Source organism: Endozoicomonas sp. ALB115 (assembly GCF_049310245.1).
Lineage (GTDB): Bacteria > Pseudomonadota > Gammaproteobacteria > Pseudomonadales > Endozoicomonadaceae > Endozoicomonas.
Genome location: NZ_JBLYZG010000001.1, coordinates 118,757 through 133,705, shown reverse-complemented (window position 1 = coordinate 133,705; position 14,949 = coordinate 118,757). Strand labels below are relative to the sequence as shown.

Below are 14,949 nucleotides of genomic sequence, written 5' to 3'. Positions count from 1 at the left end.
GACACGGGCTAAGACCATTAGGAGTTGTCATCATCGGCCAATAAAATCAGATGGTTACCTGTTATTTCTGGCTTTGCCATAGAGTTGACATAGATGGTTTTGGATTTACCTATGTTTCACTCGGAGTAAAATTAGCGTTGATGCAAAGAACCGGCGCTGGTGGCCGGTGTTTTTTTGGTTTATTTAATGGTCACTCTGTAAGGTTCCATTGTTCGTCATATCCCCATTCCTTTGGATCTGTTTCGCCATGGCAGAGTAAAAAAGCAAACTCATTCCATTTTCTTTTTTCTTCTGTTGATTGCTCGCTGTAGCTTGGAGCAATGTCCGATTCAATAATCTCCCCATTTAATAATGTGTATTTTCCACAATTAGAACCCAAATCTTCATCGGCATAATTAATAACAATTTTTTCGTCGGGAAACTTTTTAGAAAGGGCTTTAAATATTTTCTCTGGACTATTCCATGCGGTATCAAAAACTAAGGTTTCTTCAGTCGATCTTGATTTGTCAAAGTCATAGGCTCCCCATTTAGTACCCCATGCATTTCTGGCGAAATCCATAGAATGGTAATAGCCATGTTTCCGTTTATTAATGACCATCTGAAGAAACTGATTAAACTCAGTATCTCTAAACGAAGTTACATCAATAGACTCTCTTTCTCTGGCCGACAACATCGCAATCAGTGGGTTTTCATGGGTATGATTGCCACATACTAATTTGGCGGCATCTTCTGCAGACATAGAATACCCACGTCCCTGAAGATCAAGATCACCATGCATAGGAATGACCAGTGAAAAATCGGGCAACCCGGCATCATTCATCATTGATGAAATAACTTCTTTGCTGGACTGCATCATATTGGTTACGTGATTAGGCATAAAAAGTCCTATAGGCTGGTGATTAAGCCCAGTGGTTGTGTTATGTGGATGATTGCTCAGTTGATCAAATGGATTCCGGCAAGGCCTGCCTGACATCCACATGCTGGATGGTCATAATTTTCTTTGCGAGTCGCTGCATTTTTTCCAGTTCTTCCTCAGACATCTGGAGCTCTTCCTCTGGTTCTGACTGATCGCAATTGAAAATGTGATGACGATGAATAAACGCCAGAAAGGTTTCCTCCAACTCATTCTCAAGGGCTTTTTTATAAAGGGAATACTTCAGTTCAATTTCAATTTTTTCGGCAATCGTGACTTCAGCAAGCACGCTGTTTTTCCGGGCCCTGTCGGTGTAGCACCCACGTTCCCTGCCAATTACCGAAACTACAATTTGATTCAATAGCCGCTTAAGGATCTTCTTTCCGCCAAAATTGAACACTTCCCATTCTCTAACCTCTTGCCCCAGATCGGCATAGGTCAGTCCATTGGCTTCAAGCATTTTGTCCAGCATGCGTTGAGCGGTGTCTTTCTCGCCATCCTGACCCCGCTGAGCTAGGGCCAATAAATAAATTGAGTAAGCAGTATAAACCATCCAACACAGTAAAGGTAGAAGGCCAGATGACACCAGAAGGAGCGGATAAAACCGGAATTAACCTAAGTCATGCTGCCGTGATTGCAGCTATAGCAACGCTTGTTTTTGCTGCAGGCTTTGCCTTTGGGGAAGTGATAGAAAGCCTTTCAGTTGCCGGGCTATTCAATTGATGATGATTAAAACCTTTCTTGAACAATCAAAACAGTATTTTGAACAGTATGATGATCATCGGGATTGATCCGGATCTGGAAGCTTCTGGCGTGGCGATTGTCCGTAACGGACAGATTGAAAGCCTGCAGAATATGGACTTCTTTGACCTGCAGGAGTTTATTCAGCTGCAAAAGGAAGTTGAGCCTGATGTGATCTTTGCGGTTGAGGATGTAGAGCTGAACAAAGCTTTGTACGCAAAGCACAATGGTCAAAAGGCCAAGGTCAGGGAAAAGATCGGCCAGAATGTTGGTCAAGCAAAAGGCGTCACTCGTCTTATTGAACAATATCTTATTCGTTTGAATTGCCGCTATGTGATGGTTGCTCCATTGAAAGGCCGGTTCAAGAAGGCCAAAAAAGACAGCGAATACTTCAATCGGCTGACCGGATGGACGGGTAGGAGCAATGCCGACAAACGGGATGCAGCCATGATTGCCCTGTATGGCATTAAGCCCGGGCAATACGTGCCCCGCCCTTCGGAGGTGCCCCATTAGTAGAGAACCAAAAGGCCTGCACCTGATCACCTGCACTGAATGCAATGGTGCCGGAGAGCATAAGGGTATCTGGAGCCTGATGGTATGCACGGGCTGTAATGGCTTGGGTGAAGTGCGTTCTGATAATGAGCAGCCGCTTGAAGATCACCAGATCATCAACCGACTCAGGGAACGTAACCGCCAGTTAATCAGGCGAGTGCAGGATCTGACCAGCATCAACCGACAGCCAGAGCCGTCCACACAAGACCTGCAACGTAAGTGGCGCGGTGTTGCCGGATAGCGCGGGTCCTTCCCCGGCATACGAAAAGACGGGTCGGCGGAGGCGCGGTTTTTCACTATTTATGAGGCTTTTCAGAGCCAGGTTGTTGTTTAAATGTCAGGGAATAAGGCACTGCAACCAGAACCCCACTGGCTAAAGAAAACGGACATGGCGGCAAGCCTTGGCGTTAGCGTTCAAGCCTTTGATAAATGGGGCGTACAGCCATTATGCAAGATTGGTCGTTCGGTCTACTTTGATGCCCGATCCGTGTTGGACAATCGTCTTGCTAATGAGGCATCGAAACATAAACCAACCAGTGCCGAAGAGCTGGATCCGGATTCCATTGAATTTGAACGGTACCGACTGACCCGGGCACAGGCCGATGGGCAGGAACTAAAGAACGAACTGGCCGAAGGCAAAGTGGCCCCGGTGGATTTACAGTCTTATGTGCTGGGTAAATGCCTGGCTGAGGCGGCAGGCATTCTGGATACTCTGGTGCTGAACATGAAGCGGAAGCATCCGGAACTGACACCAGTCCAGCTGGAAAACTTCAAACGGGAAATTGTAAAATCACAAAATGCCATTGCCCGTGGCCATGAGTTGATCCCCCAGTACCTTGATGAATATCTCTCCGAGACAGCGGCAGAATCTATGTAAAGCCGCCAGGCTTGGATTCTTGGCTATGCACCGGCCAGTGCCCATGACCTGTTCAGAATGGGCGGATGAGAATTTCTATTTGTCGGCTGAATCGGCCTACATCGAGGGGCGTTGGGAGACCGCACCGTTTCAGGTAGCGATCCTGAACAGCATGGGTAACGACGAGATCCGGGTAGTGAACCTGATCAAGTCGGCCCGGGTTGGTTACTCCCAAATGCTGAAAGCGGCTACCGGTTATCAGCTGCAACACAAAAAACGCAACGGCATGATTCTCCAGCCAACGGACAGTGCCGCCAGTGGCTTTATGAAAGCCCATGTGGAAACGGCTATTCGGGATGTTCCGGTACTGAAAAAGCTGGCCCCATGGTTTGGCAAGAAGCACCGGGACAATACGCTGGAAGCCAAGAAGTTCAGTAACCAGCGGCAGCTCTGGTGCCTGGGTGGCACGGCGGCAAAGAACTATCGGGAAAAGTCGCTGGACTTCATTATCTATGATGAGCTGGCGGCCTTTCCGGAAGACGTGGAGAAAGAAGGAGCCCCTACCTTTCTGGGTGATAAACGACTGGAAGGTTCTGCTTTCCCGAAATCCATCCGGGGTAGCACACCCAAGATCAAAGGGCACTGCCAGATTGAACGGGCAGCCCAGGAGTCAGAGACTGACTTTCTTATGTTCGTGCCCTGCCCGCACTGTGGGGAGTATCAGTCGTTAAAGTGGGGGGGGAAGGATGCCCCATTTGGTATTAAGTGGGCAGAAAATAACCCGAGGGATGTCTGGTATCTGTGTGAACACAATGGCTGTGTGATTCGCCAGCATGAGCTGACCCCGCACTTTGCCAAAGCCCAGTGGCGATGTCATAAGACAGGCATCACCACGGTTGATGGCTACGAGTTTCTGTTGAATGGGCAAGTCAGCGAACCCCCCGAGTCTGTCACCTGGAATATCTGGACAGCCTATAGCCCGTTCACAACCTGGGAACGTATCGCCAGAGACTTCCTGAATACCAGAGACGACCAGGGAAAACTAAAGACCTTCGTCAATACCACCCTTGGTGAGACTTGGGACGACGAAACCGGCGAAAAGCTGGAATGGGAAAACCTTTACGCCCGAAGGGAAACCTATCTGCCCACCATACCGGAATGGGCTGTCTATATCGCCGGTTCCGTGGACACCCAGGATGATCGACTGGAAATCAAGATCAAGGCCTATGGCCCGGGTGAAGAAAGCTGGCTGATTGGTTACAAGCGTCTGATCGGTGATCCTGCCGGTGAACTGATCTGGCAAAAACTGACCGAATACGTTGACCAGAGTTTTCACCATGCCAGCGGTGCGAAAATGTCCGTGGGTCTGATCTGTATCGACTCCGGTGGTCACTATACCGATGAGGTGTATGCCTGGTGTCGTCAAGACCCGATGCGGCGCATTCCCATCAAAGGGGCGTCGGTCTACGGTAAGCCGGTGGCCAACTTCCCCCGGAAGCGAAACCGCAAAGGCGTCTACCTGACGGAAGTCGGTACCGATAACGCCAAGGATATTATCTATTCACGGCTGGCCATGCAGGCCAAAGACCTGACCAAACCCATCAAGGGGTATATGCACCTGCCCATGGTGGAATGGGCGGATGAACTCTATTTCAAAGGGCTGACTGCTGAGCGCAAGAAACTCAGCTTTGTTAAAGGTCGGCGGGTGTACCGGTGGGAATGCCCTTCCGGTGTCCGTAACGAACCGACGGACCTGGAGGTGTATAACCTGGCTGCGGTCCGTATTGCCCAACAGCACTTCGGGCTTGACCTGGATCGGGCAAGACCGGAAGGCCGAAAAAACCAGTCCACCAAAAAACGAAAGTCCGTTCATCAATCCAGCTGGCTCTAAATACCTATGTCTCCAGAACAACAGATGATCGACCTGTACATTCAGGCCGAAAAAGACCTGCTTGCCGGGAAGAACGTCTCCATGAACGGTCGCACCATCACCATGGAAAACCTCAATGAAATCCGTGAGGGCCGTCAAGAGTGGGAGCGTCGTCTACAGGCGAAAACCCGTCGCAAGCCTTACAGTGTGGGAGTCATTAACTGGTGAATATTCTTGACCGGATGATTGCCCCTTTCTTTCCCCAGCGGGCATTGAACCGTCTGAGAGCCCGGGCGCAATTTGAAATACTGGCACAGCATGAGGCGGCCAGGCCGGACCGGCTGCGCAAGATCAAACGCTCTACCGGTTCCGGTGATGCGGTCGCGATCCACTCCCGTTCATTGCGGGAGCAGGCCCGATGGCTGGATGAAAACTATGATCTGGCCGCCGGTATTCTGGATGAGAAAGTCAAAGGGGTCATCGGTGCCAAGGGTATTCTGATTGAGCCTACGCCCAGGGATAAAAGTGGCGAAATCCTTACGGATTTTGCGGAAGAACTCTCCGGCCTGTTTGAAGAATGGTCCCGATCCGTCACCACCTGTGGCATGCCCCGCAGTGATGCGGAGCGTATTGTCTGTCTCAGCTGGCTGCGGGATGGTGAGATGCTGGGGCAGCTGGTACAGGGGCGAGTTAATTTGTATCAGTTCGCTACCCGGGTACCGCTGGCGGTTGAGCTGCTGGAGGCGGACTATCTGCCATCGGAAAGCCAGATCGATGCCAGCCGTAACATTGTCGGTGGTGTTGAGCGCAATGCCTGGGGCAAGCCAACCGCTTACCACATTTACAAAGATCATCCCGGCAACCTGATGGGCAAGTGGAGCCTGACCACCAAACGGGTGTCAGCAGACAACATACTGCATCTGAAACTGGCTCGTCGTTCCCGTCAGGCCCGTGGTATTTCCCTGCTGGCTCCGGTGATTCAGCGACTGGGTGACCTGAGAGACTATGAACACGCCGAGCAGGTAGCCGCCAAGGTATCGGCGGCACTGACCGCCTATATCAAAAAGGGCGAACCCCAGATGTACATGGGGAATCAAAACGACGATGACGATGAGCGTTCGTTTGATATCAGTCCACTCATGGTGTTTGACAATCTCGCCCCCGGGGAGGATGTCGGCACTATTGAAAGCAATCGCCCCAGTGCCCTGTTAACCCCATACCGTGACGCCATGCTGAAAGCGGCCTGTGCCGGAACCGCCAGCAGCTACAGCACGGTTTCCAGAACCTACATGGGCACCTATTCCAGCCAGCGTCAAGAACTGGTGGACGTCACCAGTACCCACGCCGTGTTTCAGGATCAGTTTATCAATAGCTGGTCCATGCCCTGTTATGAATCATTGATCCGGGTCTCCATTGCCTCTGGTGTTCTTCGTGCGCCGGCCAGTCTGGATGTCCGCAGTTTGTTTGATGCGGAGTACCTGGGACCGGTGATGCCGTGGATTGATCCGGTGAAAGAGGCCAATGCCTGGAAACAGAATGTCAGGAATGGCCATGCCACCGATGCGGAAGCCATTCGGGCGAGAGGTCGTAATCCAGTGAAGGTCAGGGCCAAGCGCCTGAAAGAGATTCAGACCAACCGTGAAGATGGTCTGGTGACCGATACCGACCCCTACTTTGACAAACCCTCCATACAGGTTTCAGACAATGCCCAAACAGACCAGTAAGTACTCCCTGAAAATGGCCGCTGACTCAGTGGTCGAACTGATCATCTATGAAGAGATCAGCAGCTGGTGGGGCATTACCGCCCAGAACATTGCCAACCAGTTGAAAGAGCTGCGGGCAGCCAACGGCACGATCAATACTATACGGGTCCGGATCAACAGCCCGGGTGGGGATGTGTTTGAAGGCGTCACCATTTACAACCTGCTGAAGCAGGACAGCGCCTTTGTTGAAGTCTATGTGGATGGCATGGCGGCTTCCATTGCCAGCATTATTGCCATGGCCGGTGACAAGATTGTGATTGGTGAGTCTGCCGCCTTTATGATTCATAACCCATGGTCGTATGCCTGGGGTGAGTCGGACGAGCTGCGGAAAATGGCCGATCTGCTGGATCAGATCAAATCCTCTTTGATGACCACCTACCAGAAACGTACCGGCCTGTCGGAAGAAGAGATCACCGCACTGATGGATGAAGAGACCTGGTACTTCGGGCAGGAAGCGGTGGACGCCGGTTTTGCTGATGAAGTCTTTGAAGCGCCTGCCATGGCCGCCAGCCTGAACAGCAAAGGCAAAAAAAGACTGCAAAATATTACCGAAAATATTCCCGATAAGGCGCTGGCCTTCTTCCAGAGCGCAACCAATCAAGCCAATCGTTCCGAACAACCGGAAAACCCCGAGGGTTCCGCCCCTCAACACACCAAGGAGAAAGCACCTATGCCTAAAGAGCATAACCAGGCGGCAGCGGGCGGTAACCCGACACCTGCAGCCAGTGATACCAGCAAGACCATGACCGCCCAGGAGCGCAACGACCAGATCAGCGCCATCTTCACCCCCTTCAATGGCCAGCATACTGATCTGTTGATTGAGTGCATGAGTGATACCACCATCACACCGGAACAGGCCAAAGACAAACTACTGAACCGACTGGGTGCCGGTACCAGCCCAAGTACGCCATCCAATAACGTGCATGTGCATGCCGACAACGGTCGCATTGTTTTCGACGGTCTGTTGAATGCCCTGGAAGCCCGTGTGTTCAAAGATGTGAAAGCCGAGAAGGACAATCCATACAAGTCGTTCAACCTGCAGGAAATGGCACGGGCTGCACTGTCTGAAAAAGGCGTGAATATGTCGGCATACGACAGCCGTATGAACATGGTGGCCGCTGCCTTCACTCACAGTACCAGTGATTTCGGCAATGTGCTGGCGGATGTTGCCCATAAAGCCATGCTCCGTGGCTGGGATGAAACGCCTGAAACCTTCACCCGCTGGACTCGTGAAGGCACACTCACCGATTTCAAACCCACCAAACGTGTGGGCCTGAACACCTTCCCAAGCCTGAAAGAAGTAGCGGAAGGTGCTGAGTTTAAATACGGCAATGTCAGTGATCGTGGGGAAAGCATCCTGCTGGCCACTTATGGCAAGCTGTTCTCCATTACCCGTCAGGCGATCATCAACGATGATCTCTCTGTCTTCACACGACTGCCACAGGCCATGGGCAGAGCTGCTGCCAGAACCGTGGGTGATCTGGTCTATGCGATTCTGACCGGCAACCCTGAAATGTCCGACGGTGTGAAGCTGTTCGCCAGCGCTCACAAAAATACGCTGACCGGTGGTCTGTCCATTGAGAATCTGGACAAAGGCAGAACCTTGATGAGAACTCACAAGGACGGTGATGCTCATCTCAATATCGGACCGGGCTATCTGCTGACTCCGGTTGCACTGGAAGGCACTGCCGGTTCGTTGCTTCGCTCCGAAGCTGACCCAAGCAAAACCAACAGTAAAGCCGCTAACCCTGTGTTCGGTATGGCGGAGTCTATTTCCGAAGCGCGACTGGACAGCGCATCCGCCGCGACCAGTTATCTGGTGGCCGGTGATATGTACGATACCATCGAAGTGGCTTACATGGATGGCAACCCTGCACCACGTTTGGAACAGCAACAGGGTTGGGATGTTGACGGAACCCAATTCAAGGTGGCACTGGATGCCGGTGTTGCGCCCATGGACTTCCGCTCTTTCGTAGAGATCAAGGGGTAAGCAGCACTCATGCTGTAAACCTTTCCTGCCCGGTGTTTCCTGCCTGAAGCGCCGGGCTTCCTGTTTCTGAATACGAGGACATTTCCATGGCAACGAATTATTTGCAGGAAGGCAAAACCATTGAGTTCACTGCGGCGGCGGATGTGGATTCCGGCTCTGCAGTGGTGGTGGGTACCGTGGTGGTGGTCGCTATCAGTACTGTACTGTCCGGTGAACTGGCGGTGGGTATGACTGATGGCGTTTTTGATCTGCCCAAAGGCACTGGTGCTATTACCCAGGGTGCCAAGGTTTATCTCAAGTCGGATGGAACGATCACCGCTACAGCCAGTGGCAATACGGCTGCCGGTACCTGCTGGTCAGCCGCTTCGGATAGTGATACTTCCATTGCGGTAAAGCTGAACCGTTAATCCATCAAGGCTGATTGGATCAATATCCGTCAGCCTGTTTTGAGGTAAGCATGAGCGATTTTGTCAGCCGCTTTGATAATGCCCGGATTATCCGTCGGTTGGGCGAGCCGGTCAGTTTGCCCGATGGTCGTGTGGTTTCCGGTGTTTTTGAATTCCCTGCCAATGAAGGAGCACTGGGTAGCCTGCCGATGGATTACCGTTCACCGGAAGTAACCCTGACCGATCAGGACGCCAGTGGTTTGCAAAAAGGTGATGTGCTCACCATTCGCAACAGCGTTTACACCATCGGCAAACCAAGACCCAGTGGCGATGGCGTGACGTTGCTGCCATTAGCAGAAGGACAGGACGACCCGGATACCGGACGGTGGAAATGACCACCATCGAACTGGATGTTGAACAGGCCGTTAACGAACTGACCGAAGGGCTGGAAGGCAAAGAACAGGCTATCCGTCGGGCAGTCGCCAGAGCGGATCGCAAGTTTTCCGCCTGGGCAGAGCGGCAAATCCGGTTGATTGTCAGCCGGGCATCGGAGATTCCCCAGAAAATATTGAAAGACAATCGCCGTATCTTTGTCAGTAAGGAACGAACGTCAGACGGACTGGTGACCCATATCTGGATCGGTCTTAATCCCATTTATGCCGATGAACTGGGCAGACCGGTAAAAACCGATGCGGGTGTCAAGATCGGGCGCTTTGGTGAGTTCTACCAGGCATTCATCATCAACAACAAAGTTTTCTATCGGGTGGGCCGTGATCGGTTCCCCATTGCCAGAGCGGTTTACGCCTTTAACGATCCGGTAGTGCAAGCCATCGACCGCATGGAGCTCCCCGCCCAAAAGCGTTTCATGGAACTGCTGAAACAAGAACTGAACTACGCCATTAACCATGAGTGAAAAGAAGCACACTACCATGGAGGCTATCCATGGCGCTATTCTGCGTGCGGTGACCGATCACTGGAAAGACCAGTCCAACCAGCTGGATACCGTGGCAGAGTACGACCCCTTTGAACGTAAGCCGGTGAACTCGCCGGGTGTACTGTTCTCTATTGAAAACATGGCACTGGAAGGCAGAGACGGCACCGGCAGAACCGGCATTATCCTGGACTGCAACCTGACCTGCATTCTCAGTACCCGAACCCCCAAAGTTCAGGTGGAGATTCGACAGTTTGCCGCCGAACTCATGCGGGTGGTGGAACAGGTGGGTTTGTCTCACTGGGGTCTGGGTAATGCCTGTGGTACGCCGGGCAATGTCAACTGTCAGCCAGCGTTATACAGCCCGGAGAAAAGCGGTTTTGAAAGCTGGGCCGTTACCTGGTCACAAACCTTTTATATCGGTGGTCCAACCGTCGAACCGGCACCACTGCCGGAAACACTCTACGCCAGCAAATCTCCCGACATCGGCAAGCCCAGCCAGCCGGACTATCAACAGCTGACCGGGTTTGATGATGAATCGCAGTGATATGAATTGGGACATCAGCGAGTTATACCGGTTACTGAACAACCTGATTCAGTTTGCCAAGGTTGACTCCATTAAAGGTGACCGGGTGATCTGCATCACCGCCGACGGATTGAAAACCAAACCGTTACCACTGGGCACCCGTCGTGCCGGGGATGACCGCACCAGCTGGTTACCATCCCCCGGTGAACAGGTGCTGATCTTTTCCCCGGGGGGGATTACCGAGCAGGCTGTGGTAGGGCCATCGCTCTGGTCAGACAATGCCCCGGCACCCAGCACCAACCCCGATCATCCGCTGATGCAATTCAGCGACGGGGCCAAGATCAGTTATCACAAAGGCAGTCATACACTGTCGGCTTTATTGCCCGATGGTGCAAAGGTCAACATTGTCGCCAGTGGTGGTCTGACCTTTACCGGAGACCTTACGGTAAACGGCAATATCAACGCCACCGGTAATATCTCCGACAGCAAGCGGAGCATGTCGGCAGATCGGGATATTTACAACGGCCATACCCACACGGGTAACCAGGAACGCCCGACCAGCACGCCCAGTGCAACGCAATAACCATGAATGAATTTATCGATATCCACACCGGGGCTGAACTGGATCGGGCAAATCGGTTGCGCCAGTCGGTCACCACCATTCTCTCTACTCCGGTGAACTCAACCGTCATGCGTCGTGACTTTGGTAGCCGCATTCTGGAACTGATTGATAAAAATGTGACACCGACCTGGTTGACTGCACTCTATTCCGAAGCGGCAGAAGCAATTAACCGCTGGGAACCTGACTTTCTGGTCACTGGTTTTGAACCGGTGATGCACACCCCGGGCAATGTCACCCTGCATATCTATGGGGTGGATACGTTGTCAGGCACCCGTCTGAAACTGGAAAACATTACCCTATGACCTACAGCGCTGCAGTGCCGGGCAATGATTTTGCCGCTATTCCGCTGGATGAACTGCCACCGCCCACGGTGGTGGAACAGCTGGACTTTGAGCAATTACGAAAACAGATTATTGATCGCCTGTCCGGATCTCAGCCATTGCTGTTTGATCAATACAAGCAGCCGGTCTTTCTGGAAGCGGAACTGGTCACCAGTGACAATGGCGAACAATATTTCAAGGTCCCCGCCACGGAGTTGGGGGCATTGCTTTACCTGGACAGGGAAAGTCACCCCTTTGTGCGCTGGGCCAATACCACTGCTTACTGGACCATGACTCAGCAGCAGCGATTCCAGCAGCGCAGTCTGTCGGTCTTTTTGCAGTATGCTCAGGATGCGGATCTGGAAGGGCTGGGTGCACTGTTGAATGTTAAACGACTGATGATTGATGCGGGCGATCCGCAGGCAACACCCCCGGTGCCACCCACCTATGAAAGCAACCAGAGTTTCCGGCGTCGTATTCAACTGAAGCCGGAGGCCATTACCACCGCTGGCAGTCGTGGGTCCTATATCTATCACAGCCTCAGTGCCGACCCCACGGTAAAAGATGCCATGGTGGACCGGCCAGTGTTCCAACGCTCCGGCAATGATATTGTGCTGGATTACGATGCAGGCCTGAGTGCACCACAGTACGGTGATGTGGCGATCACGGTATTAAGCAGTGTTGGGAATGGTGAGGCCAGCAAGGCTCTGCTGGATACCGTGGCCACCGCGCTGGATGATGAAAAAGTCAGACCCGGTAACGACCGCCCCCGAACCCGCAGTGCCCAGATAATGGAGTACGCCATAGAGGTAGAACTCGCCATGTACGACGGGCCGGATAAAGCCGTGGTCATTGCCGAGGCCGAAAAGCGTCTGCAGGCCTACGCCGACCAGATGCACCGGATTGGCAGCAGTGTCCGCCATGCCAAGATTGACCATGCTGCTGGTCTGGCCGGTGTGGAAAACGTCAACATCATCAGCCCGGCAGCGGATATTCTGGTGAACAACCGGCAGGCTGCTTACTGCACCGGCATTACTGTGAGGGAAGCCAGTGTCTGACCGCACGTCAACACCCTACACCAACACCAGCCTGCTGCCCCCCAATGCCACACCGTTGGAACGGGCAATGGAAGCCATCACCGCCGACATGCTGTTACCGGTGGATTTTGATTGCCGTTCTTTATGGAACGCTGAACAGTGCCCGGTGCATCTTTTGCCCTGGCTGGCCAGTGCCCTGGGGCTGGATGACTGGGACGATCAATGGCCGGAGCATATCAAACGCTCGGAAGTGGCGAACGCCATCGAGATTCAAAGCACCAAGGGCACCATTTACAGCATCAAGAAAGCCGCTGCCAGTTTTGGTGTTACCACCACCGTTCGGGAATACCGGGATTATCCGGACGACATGGCACCCTGCCAGTATAAGATCACCGCCACCGGCGGCACGGCCGAGATTCAGTACAACATGGAAAAGGCGGTGTTCAAGGCGGTGCGGGCATCGGACTCTTTTACCCTGGTGAATGGCACTGCCGGTGGTGCGTCTCTCAATATGATCGGCATCGGCCGTTGCATCACCCTGCAGCGGTTCCGCTGCCCTGCTGCCTGACCGATTCTTCTGACAACAGCCTGAAAAGGGAACGCTATGAGCACGCTGAATTTTATTATTACCGATGCCGGACGACAGGCGGCAATTGATGCCGATGCCACGGGTGTGCAGCTGACGCTGACCGAAGTGGGCTATGGCACGGGCAACTGGTCACCGGATAAAACGGCCACGGCCTTGCAGAGTGAGTTTAAACGACTGCCTGCCGGTGGTGGTGATAATCCGGCACCATTGTATGTGCATATTGCGGTGACGGATCAGAGTTCGGATACCTATCAAGGCAATGAGGTTTCGGTGTATGCCGGTAATGTGCTGTTTGCAATCTGGTCCAAGGGGTTGCAGCCGGATACAGATGGGCCTGGGAAAATCAGCTCTGGTGATAGTGCCTTTGTTTTTGATCTGTTGTTGGATAATGTTCCACCCGGATCGGTGACGGTGGGGGATGCCAATTTTAGTAATCCATTGGCAACGGAGACGGTTCCGGGGATTATTCAAAAAGCATCGCTGGAAGATATGCTGGCATTGATCAATGATGATGCGATCACGGTGCAGAAGTTTAAAGCGTGGTGGGATTCGGTAAAGGATGGGCTGACTGATCGAATTGTTGGAAATGAGCTTTATTTTTTGGGGAAGGAAGATCCCCGTTTTTTTACTTTAAATGGTTCGACTATTGTTAACGGCGTTATTGATTTTCCGTTGTTAGCAAAATCTGGAAGTCCGTTTATTTCAATTAGTGGGAACAATATTATCTTGATGGATGTGCCTGATTTTGTTCGTCCGATTGGTTCAACGAATCGATTACCAGGTGATTACGAAAGAGATACTATGATGAACATTACTGGTGACTTTAATGCAAGTGCAAACACCCATGGAAGTGCTGGCGTTATTTTTAATGATAATGATGCTAGAGGAGCATTCAAGAAGGGTTCAAAACAAACAACTACTGCATTAGCTCAAATATCTGGTTTCTATTGTTCTAATTTGGAGTTTGATGCCTCACGGGAAGTTCCAACTGGTCCTCAGTTCCAACCAAGATCAAGATCATCATACTTGGCAATTTGGCACGGAGAAAAAATATAATGCGTGTCTATAAATACGACGATGAAACTGGTGAGTATTTAAATCCAATCTCACTTCAAAAAAACCCAAAGCATCCTAACAAATACCTCGTTCCGCCAAAAAACACATTGTCTGCGAAACCACCTAAAGCCATCAATAATCAAACAGTGGTAGTTAATGCTAGTAGGACTGATTGGTGTCTGGTACCAGACTTCAGAGGTAAAGAGTATTACTTGCATGATGGCAGCTTTCACAAAATAGAAAATCTAGGTGAAACACCACCAGAAGATGCACTGGACGAACCACCGCCACCATCATTAGATATTCTGGCAACCCAAAAACTCCATTCCATCAACACAATTGCCAACGCCATTCTGGAACCCATCACCAGCACCTACCCCAAAACCGAAGTGGTCAGCTGGGACAAACAGGAAGTAGAAGCAAGGCGCTGGCAGGACTGGAAAACAGCCAGCAGCGAAGCACCGGAACCACCAACCCAGCTGATTGATAACATTCTGGCTACCCGCACGGATATCACAAAGCCGGAGCTGGTTCAGCGCATCATTGCCAAAGCAGACAGCTATGCCTTTTCAGGCCAGATATTTGGTATACGCCACAATCTTGAAAAGCAGCTGGAAGCGATCCTTGCTGACAACACTCTGACCGACGACGAAAAACGCACCGCCATTGCAGCCATCGATGAGCAGCAGGCGTACAGCGTCGTCAAACGATAACGCCGAAACCGGAAAACCAGCCAGAAATACAACCGACCTCTGTCGGTTTTTTTGTGCCTGTTTTTTCTAAGAACGCAGTACCCC

General features: G+C 51.9%; 20 protein-coding genes. 18 read left to right on the top strand and 2 right to left on the bottom strand.

The genetic code is table 11. The features are described from left to right. Positions 1 to 190 precede the first annotated feature (190 nt). Together ACO6VE_RS00600 and ACO6VE_RS00595 are read right to left on the bottom strand one after the other, a co-directional pair. On the bottom strand, positions 191 to 877 hold the full coding sequence (locus ACO6VE_RS00600; protein ID WP_422459165.1) for a hypothetical protein: 687 nt from the start codon (positions 875 to 877) through the stop codon (positions 191 to 193). A 64-nt stretch (positions 878 to 941) separates the two neighbouring features. Then, a complete protein-coding gene (locus ACO6VE_RS00595) occupies positions 942 to 1,466 on the bottom strand; it encodes a hypothetical protein (RefSeq protein ID WP_422459163.1) in 525 nt (174 codons plus the stop codon). Positions 1,467 to 1,492: 26 nt separating this feature from the next. Between ACO6VE_RS00595 and ACO6VE_RS00590 the strand changes: the two genes are divergently transcribed. From ACO6VE_RS00590 to ACO6VE_RS00505, 18 genes are all read left to right on the top strand, one after another. Next, positions 1,493 to 1,636, top strand: coding sequence for a hypothetical protein (locus ACO6VE_RS00590; protein WP_422459161.1), 144 nt, complete (start codon positions 1,493 to 1,495; stop codon positions 1,634 to 1,636). 18 nt (positions 1,637 to 1,654) lie between these two features. Next, on the top strand, positions 1,655 to 2,167 hold the full coding sequence (locus tag ACO6VE_RS00585) for a hypothetical protein (protein ID WP_422459159.1): 513 nt from the start codon (positions 1,655 to 1,657) through the stop codon (positions 2,165 to 2,167). A gap of 79 nt (positions 2,168 to 2,246) precedes the next feature. Then, on the top strand, positions 2,247 to 2,447 hold the full coding sequence (locus tag ACO6VE_RS00580) for a hypothetical protein (RefSeq protein WP_422459157.1): 201 nt from the start codon (positions 2,247 to 2,249) through the stop codon (positions 2,445 to 2,447). Between the two features lie 93 nt (positions 2,448 to 2,540). Further along, complete coding sequence (locus ACO6VE_RS00575; RefSeq protein ID WP_422459155.1) at positions 2,541 to 3,083, top strand: terminase small subunit; 543 nt, start codon at positions 2,541 to 2,543, stop codon at positions 3,081 to 3,083. 43 nt (positions 3,084 to 3,126) lie between these two features. After that, entirely contained in the window at positions 3,127 to 4,953 is a 1,827-nt protein-coding gene (locus ACO6VE_RS00570) for a phage terminase large subunit family protein (protein WP_422459153.1), read from the top strand. Positions 4,954 to 4,959: 6 nt separating this feature from the next. After that, positions 4,960 to 5,160, top strand: a complete 201-nt coding sequence (locus ACO6VE_RS00565) for a hypothetical protein (protein ID WP_252025773.1) — start codon at positions 4,960 to 4,962, stop codon at positions 5,158 to 5,160. After that, positions 5,157 to 6,656, top strand: a complete 1,500-nt coding sequence (locus ACO6VE_RS00560; RefSeq protein WP_422459150.1) for a phage portal protein — start codon at positions 5,157 to 5,159, stop codon at positions 6,654 to 6,656. The genes ACO6VE_RS00565 and ACO6VE_RS00560 overlap by 4 nt, the downstream gene beginning before the upstream one ends. Continuing rightward, positions 6,637 to 8,685: a ClpP-like prohead protease/major capsid protein fusion protein gene (locus ACO6VE_RS00555; RefSeq protein WP_422459148.1), complete on the top strand. Its 2,049-nt coding sequence runs from the start codon at positions 6,637 to 6,639 to the stop codon at positions 8,683 to 8,685. The genes ACO6VE_RS00560 and ACO6VE_RS00555 overlap by 20 nt, the downstream gene beginning before the upstream one ends. An 86-nt stretch (positions 8,686 to 8,771) precedes the next feature. Then, entirely contained in the window at positions 8,772 to 9,092 is a 321-nt protein-coding gene (locus ACO6VE_RS00550; RefSeq protein ID WP_422459146.1) for a DUF2190 family protein, read from the top strand. A gap of 50 nt (positions 9,093 to 9,142) precedes the next feature. Beyond that, positions 9,143 to 9,466, top strand: a complete 324-nt coding sequence (locus tag ACO6VE_RS00545) for a head-tail joining protein (protein ID WP_422459144.1) — start codon at positions 9,143 to 9,145, stop codon at positions 9,464 to 9,466. Next, on the top strand, positions 9,463 to 9,984 hold the full coding sequence (locus tag ACO6VE_RS00540; RefSeq protein ID WP_422459142.1) for a hypothetical protein: 522 nt from the start codon (positions 9,463 to 9,465) through the stop codon (positions 9,982 to 9,984). The genes ACO6VE_RS00545 and ACO6VE_RS00540 overlap by 4 nt, the downstream gene beginning before the upstream one ends. Next, positions 9,977 to 10,549 carry a hypothetical protein gene (locus ACO6VE_RS00535; RefSeq protein ID WP_422459140.1) on the top strand — a complete coding sequence of 191 codons (573 nt, stop codon included), beginning with the start codon at positions 9,977 to 9,979 and terminating at the stop codon, positions 10,547 to 10,549. Before ACO6VE_RS00540 ends, ACO6VE_RS00535 begins: the two co-directional genes overlap by 8 nt. Further along, a complete protein-coding gene (locus ACO6VE_RS00530) occupies positions 10,533 to 11,111 on the top strand; it encodes a phage baseplate assembly protein V (protein ID WP_422459138.1) in 579 nt (192 codons plus the stop codon). Before ACO6VE_RS00535 ends, ACO6VE_RS00530 begins: the two co-directional genes overlap by 17 nt. A gap of 2 nt (positions 11,112 to 11,113) precedes the next feature. Continuing rightward, the gene (locus ACO6VE_RS00525) at positions 11,114 to 11,452 is read left to right on the top strand and encodes a GPW/gp25 family protein (RefSeq protein ID WP_422459136.1); all 339 of its coding nucleotides are present in this window, start codon (positions 11,114 to 11,116) and stop codon (positions 11,450 to 11,452) included. After that, positions 11,449 to 12,528: a baseplate assembly protein gene (locus ACO6VE_RS00520; RefSeq protein WP_422459134.1), complete on the top strand. Its 1,080-nt coding sequence runs from the start codon at positions 11,449 to 11,451 to the stop codon at positions 12,526 to 12,528. The genes ACO6VE_RS00525 and ACO6VE_RS00520 overlap by 4 nt, the downstream gene beginning before the upstream one ends. Beyond that, complete coding sequence (locus tag ACO6VE_RS00515; protein WP_422459133.1) at positions 12,521 to 13,075, top strand: phage tail protein I; 555 nt, start codon at positions 12,521 to 12,523, stop codon at positions 13,073 to 13,075. Before ACO6VE_RS00520 ends, ACO6VE_RS00515 begins: the two co-directional genes overlap by 8 nt. A 36-nt stretch (positions 13,076 to 13,111) precedes the next feature. Then, positions 13,112 to 14,152 (top strand): hypothetical protein, encoded by a 1,041-nt coding sequence (locus ACO6VE_RS00510; protein ID WP_422459131.1) that lies wholly within the window; start codon positions 13,112 to 13,114, stop codon positions 14,150 to 14,152. Then, the gene (locus ACO6VE_RS00505; protein ID WP_422459129.1) at positions 14,152 to 14,865 is read left to right on the top strand and encodes a hypothetical protein; all 714 of its coding nucleotides are present in this window, start codon (positions 14,152 to 14,154) and stop codon (positions 14,863 to 14,865) included. The genes ACO6VE_RS00510 and ACO6VE_RS00505 overlap by 1 nt, the downstream gene beginning before the upstream one ends. Positions 14,866 to 14,949: the final 84 nt, after the last annotated feature.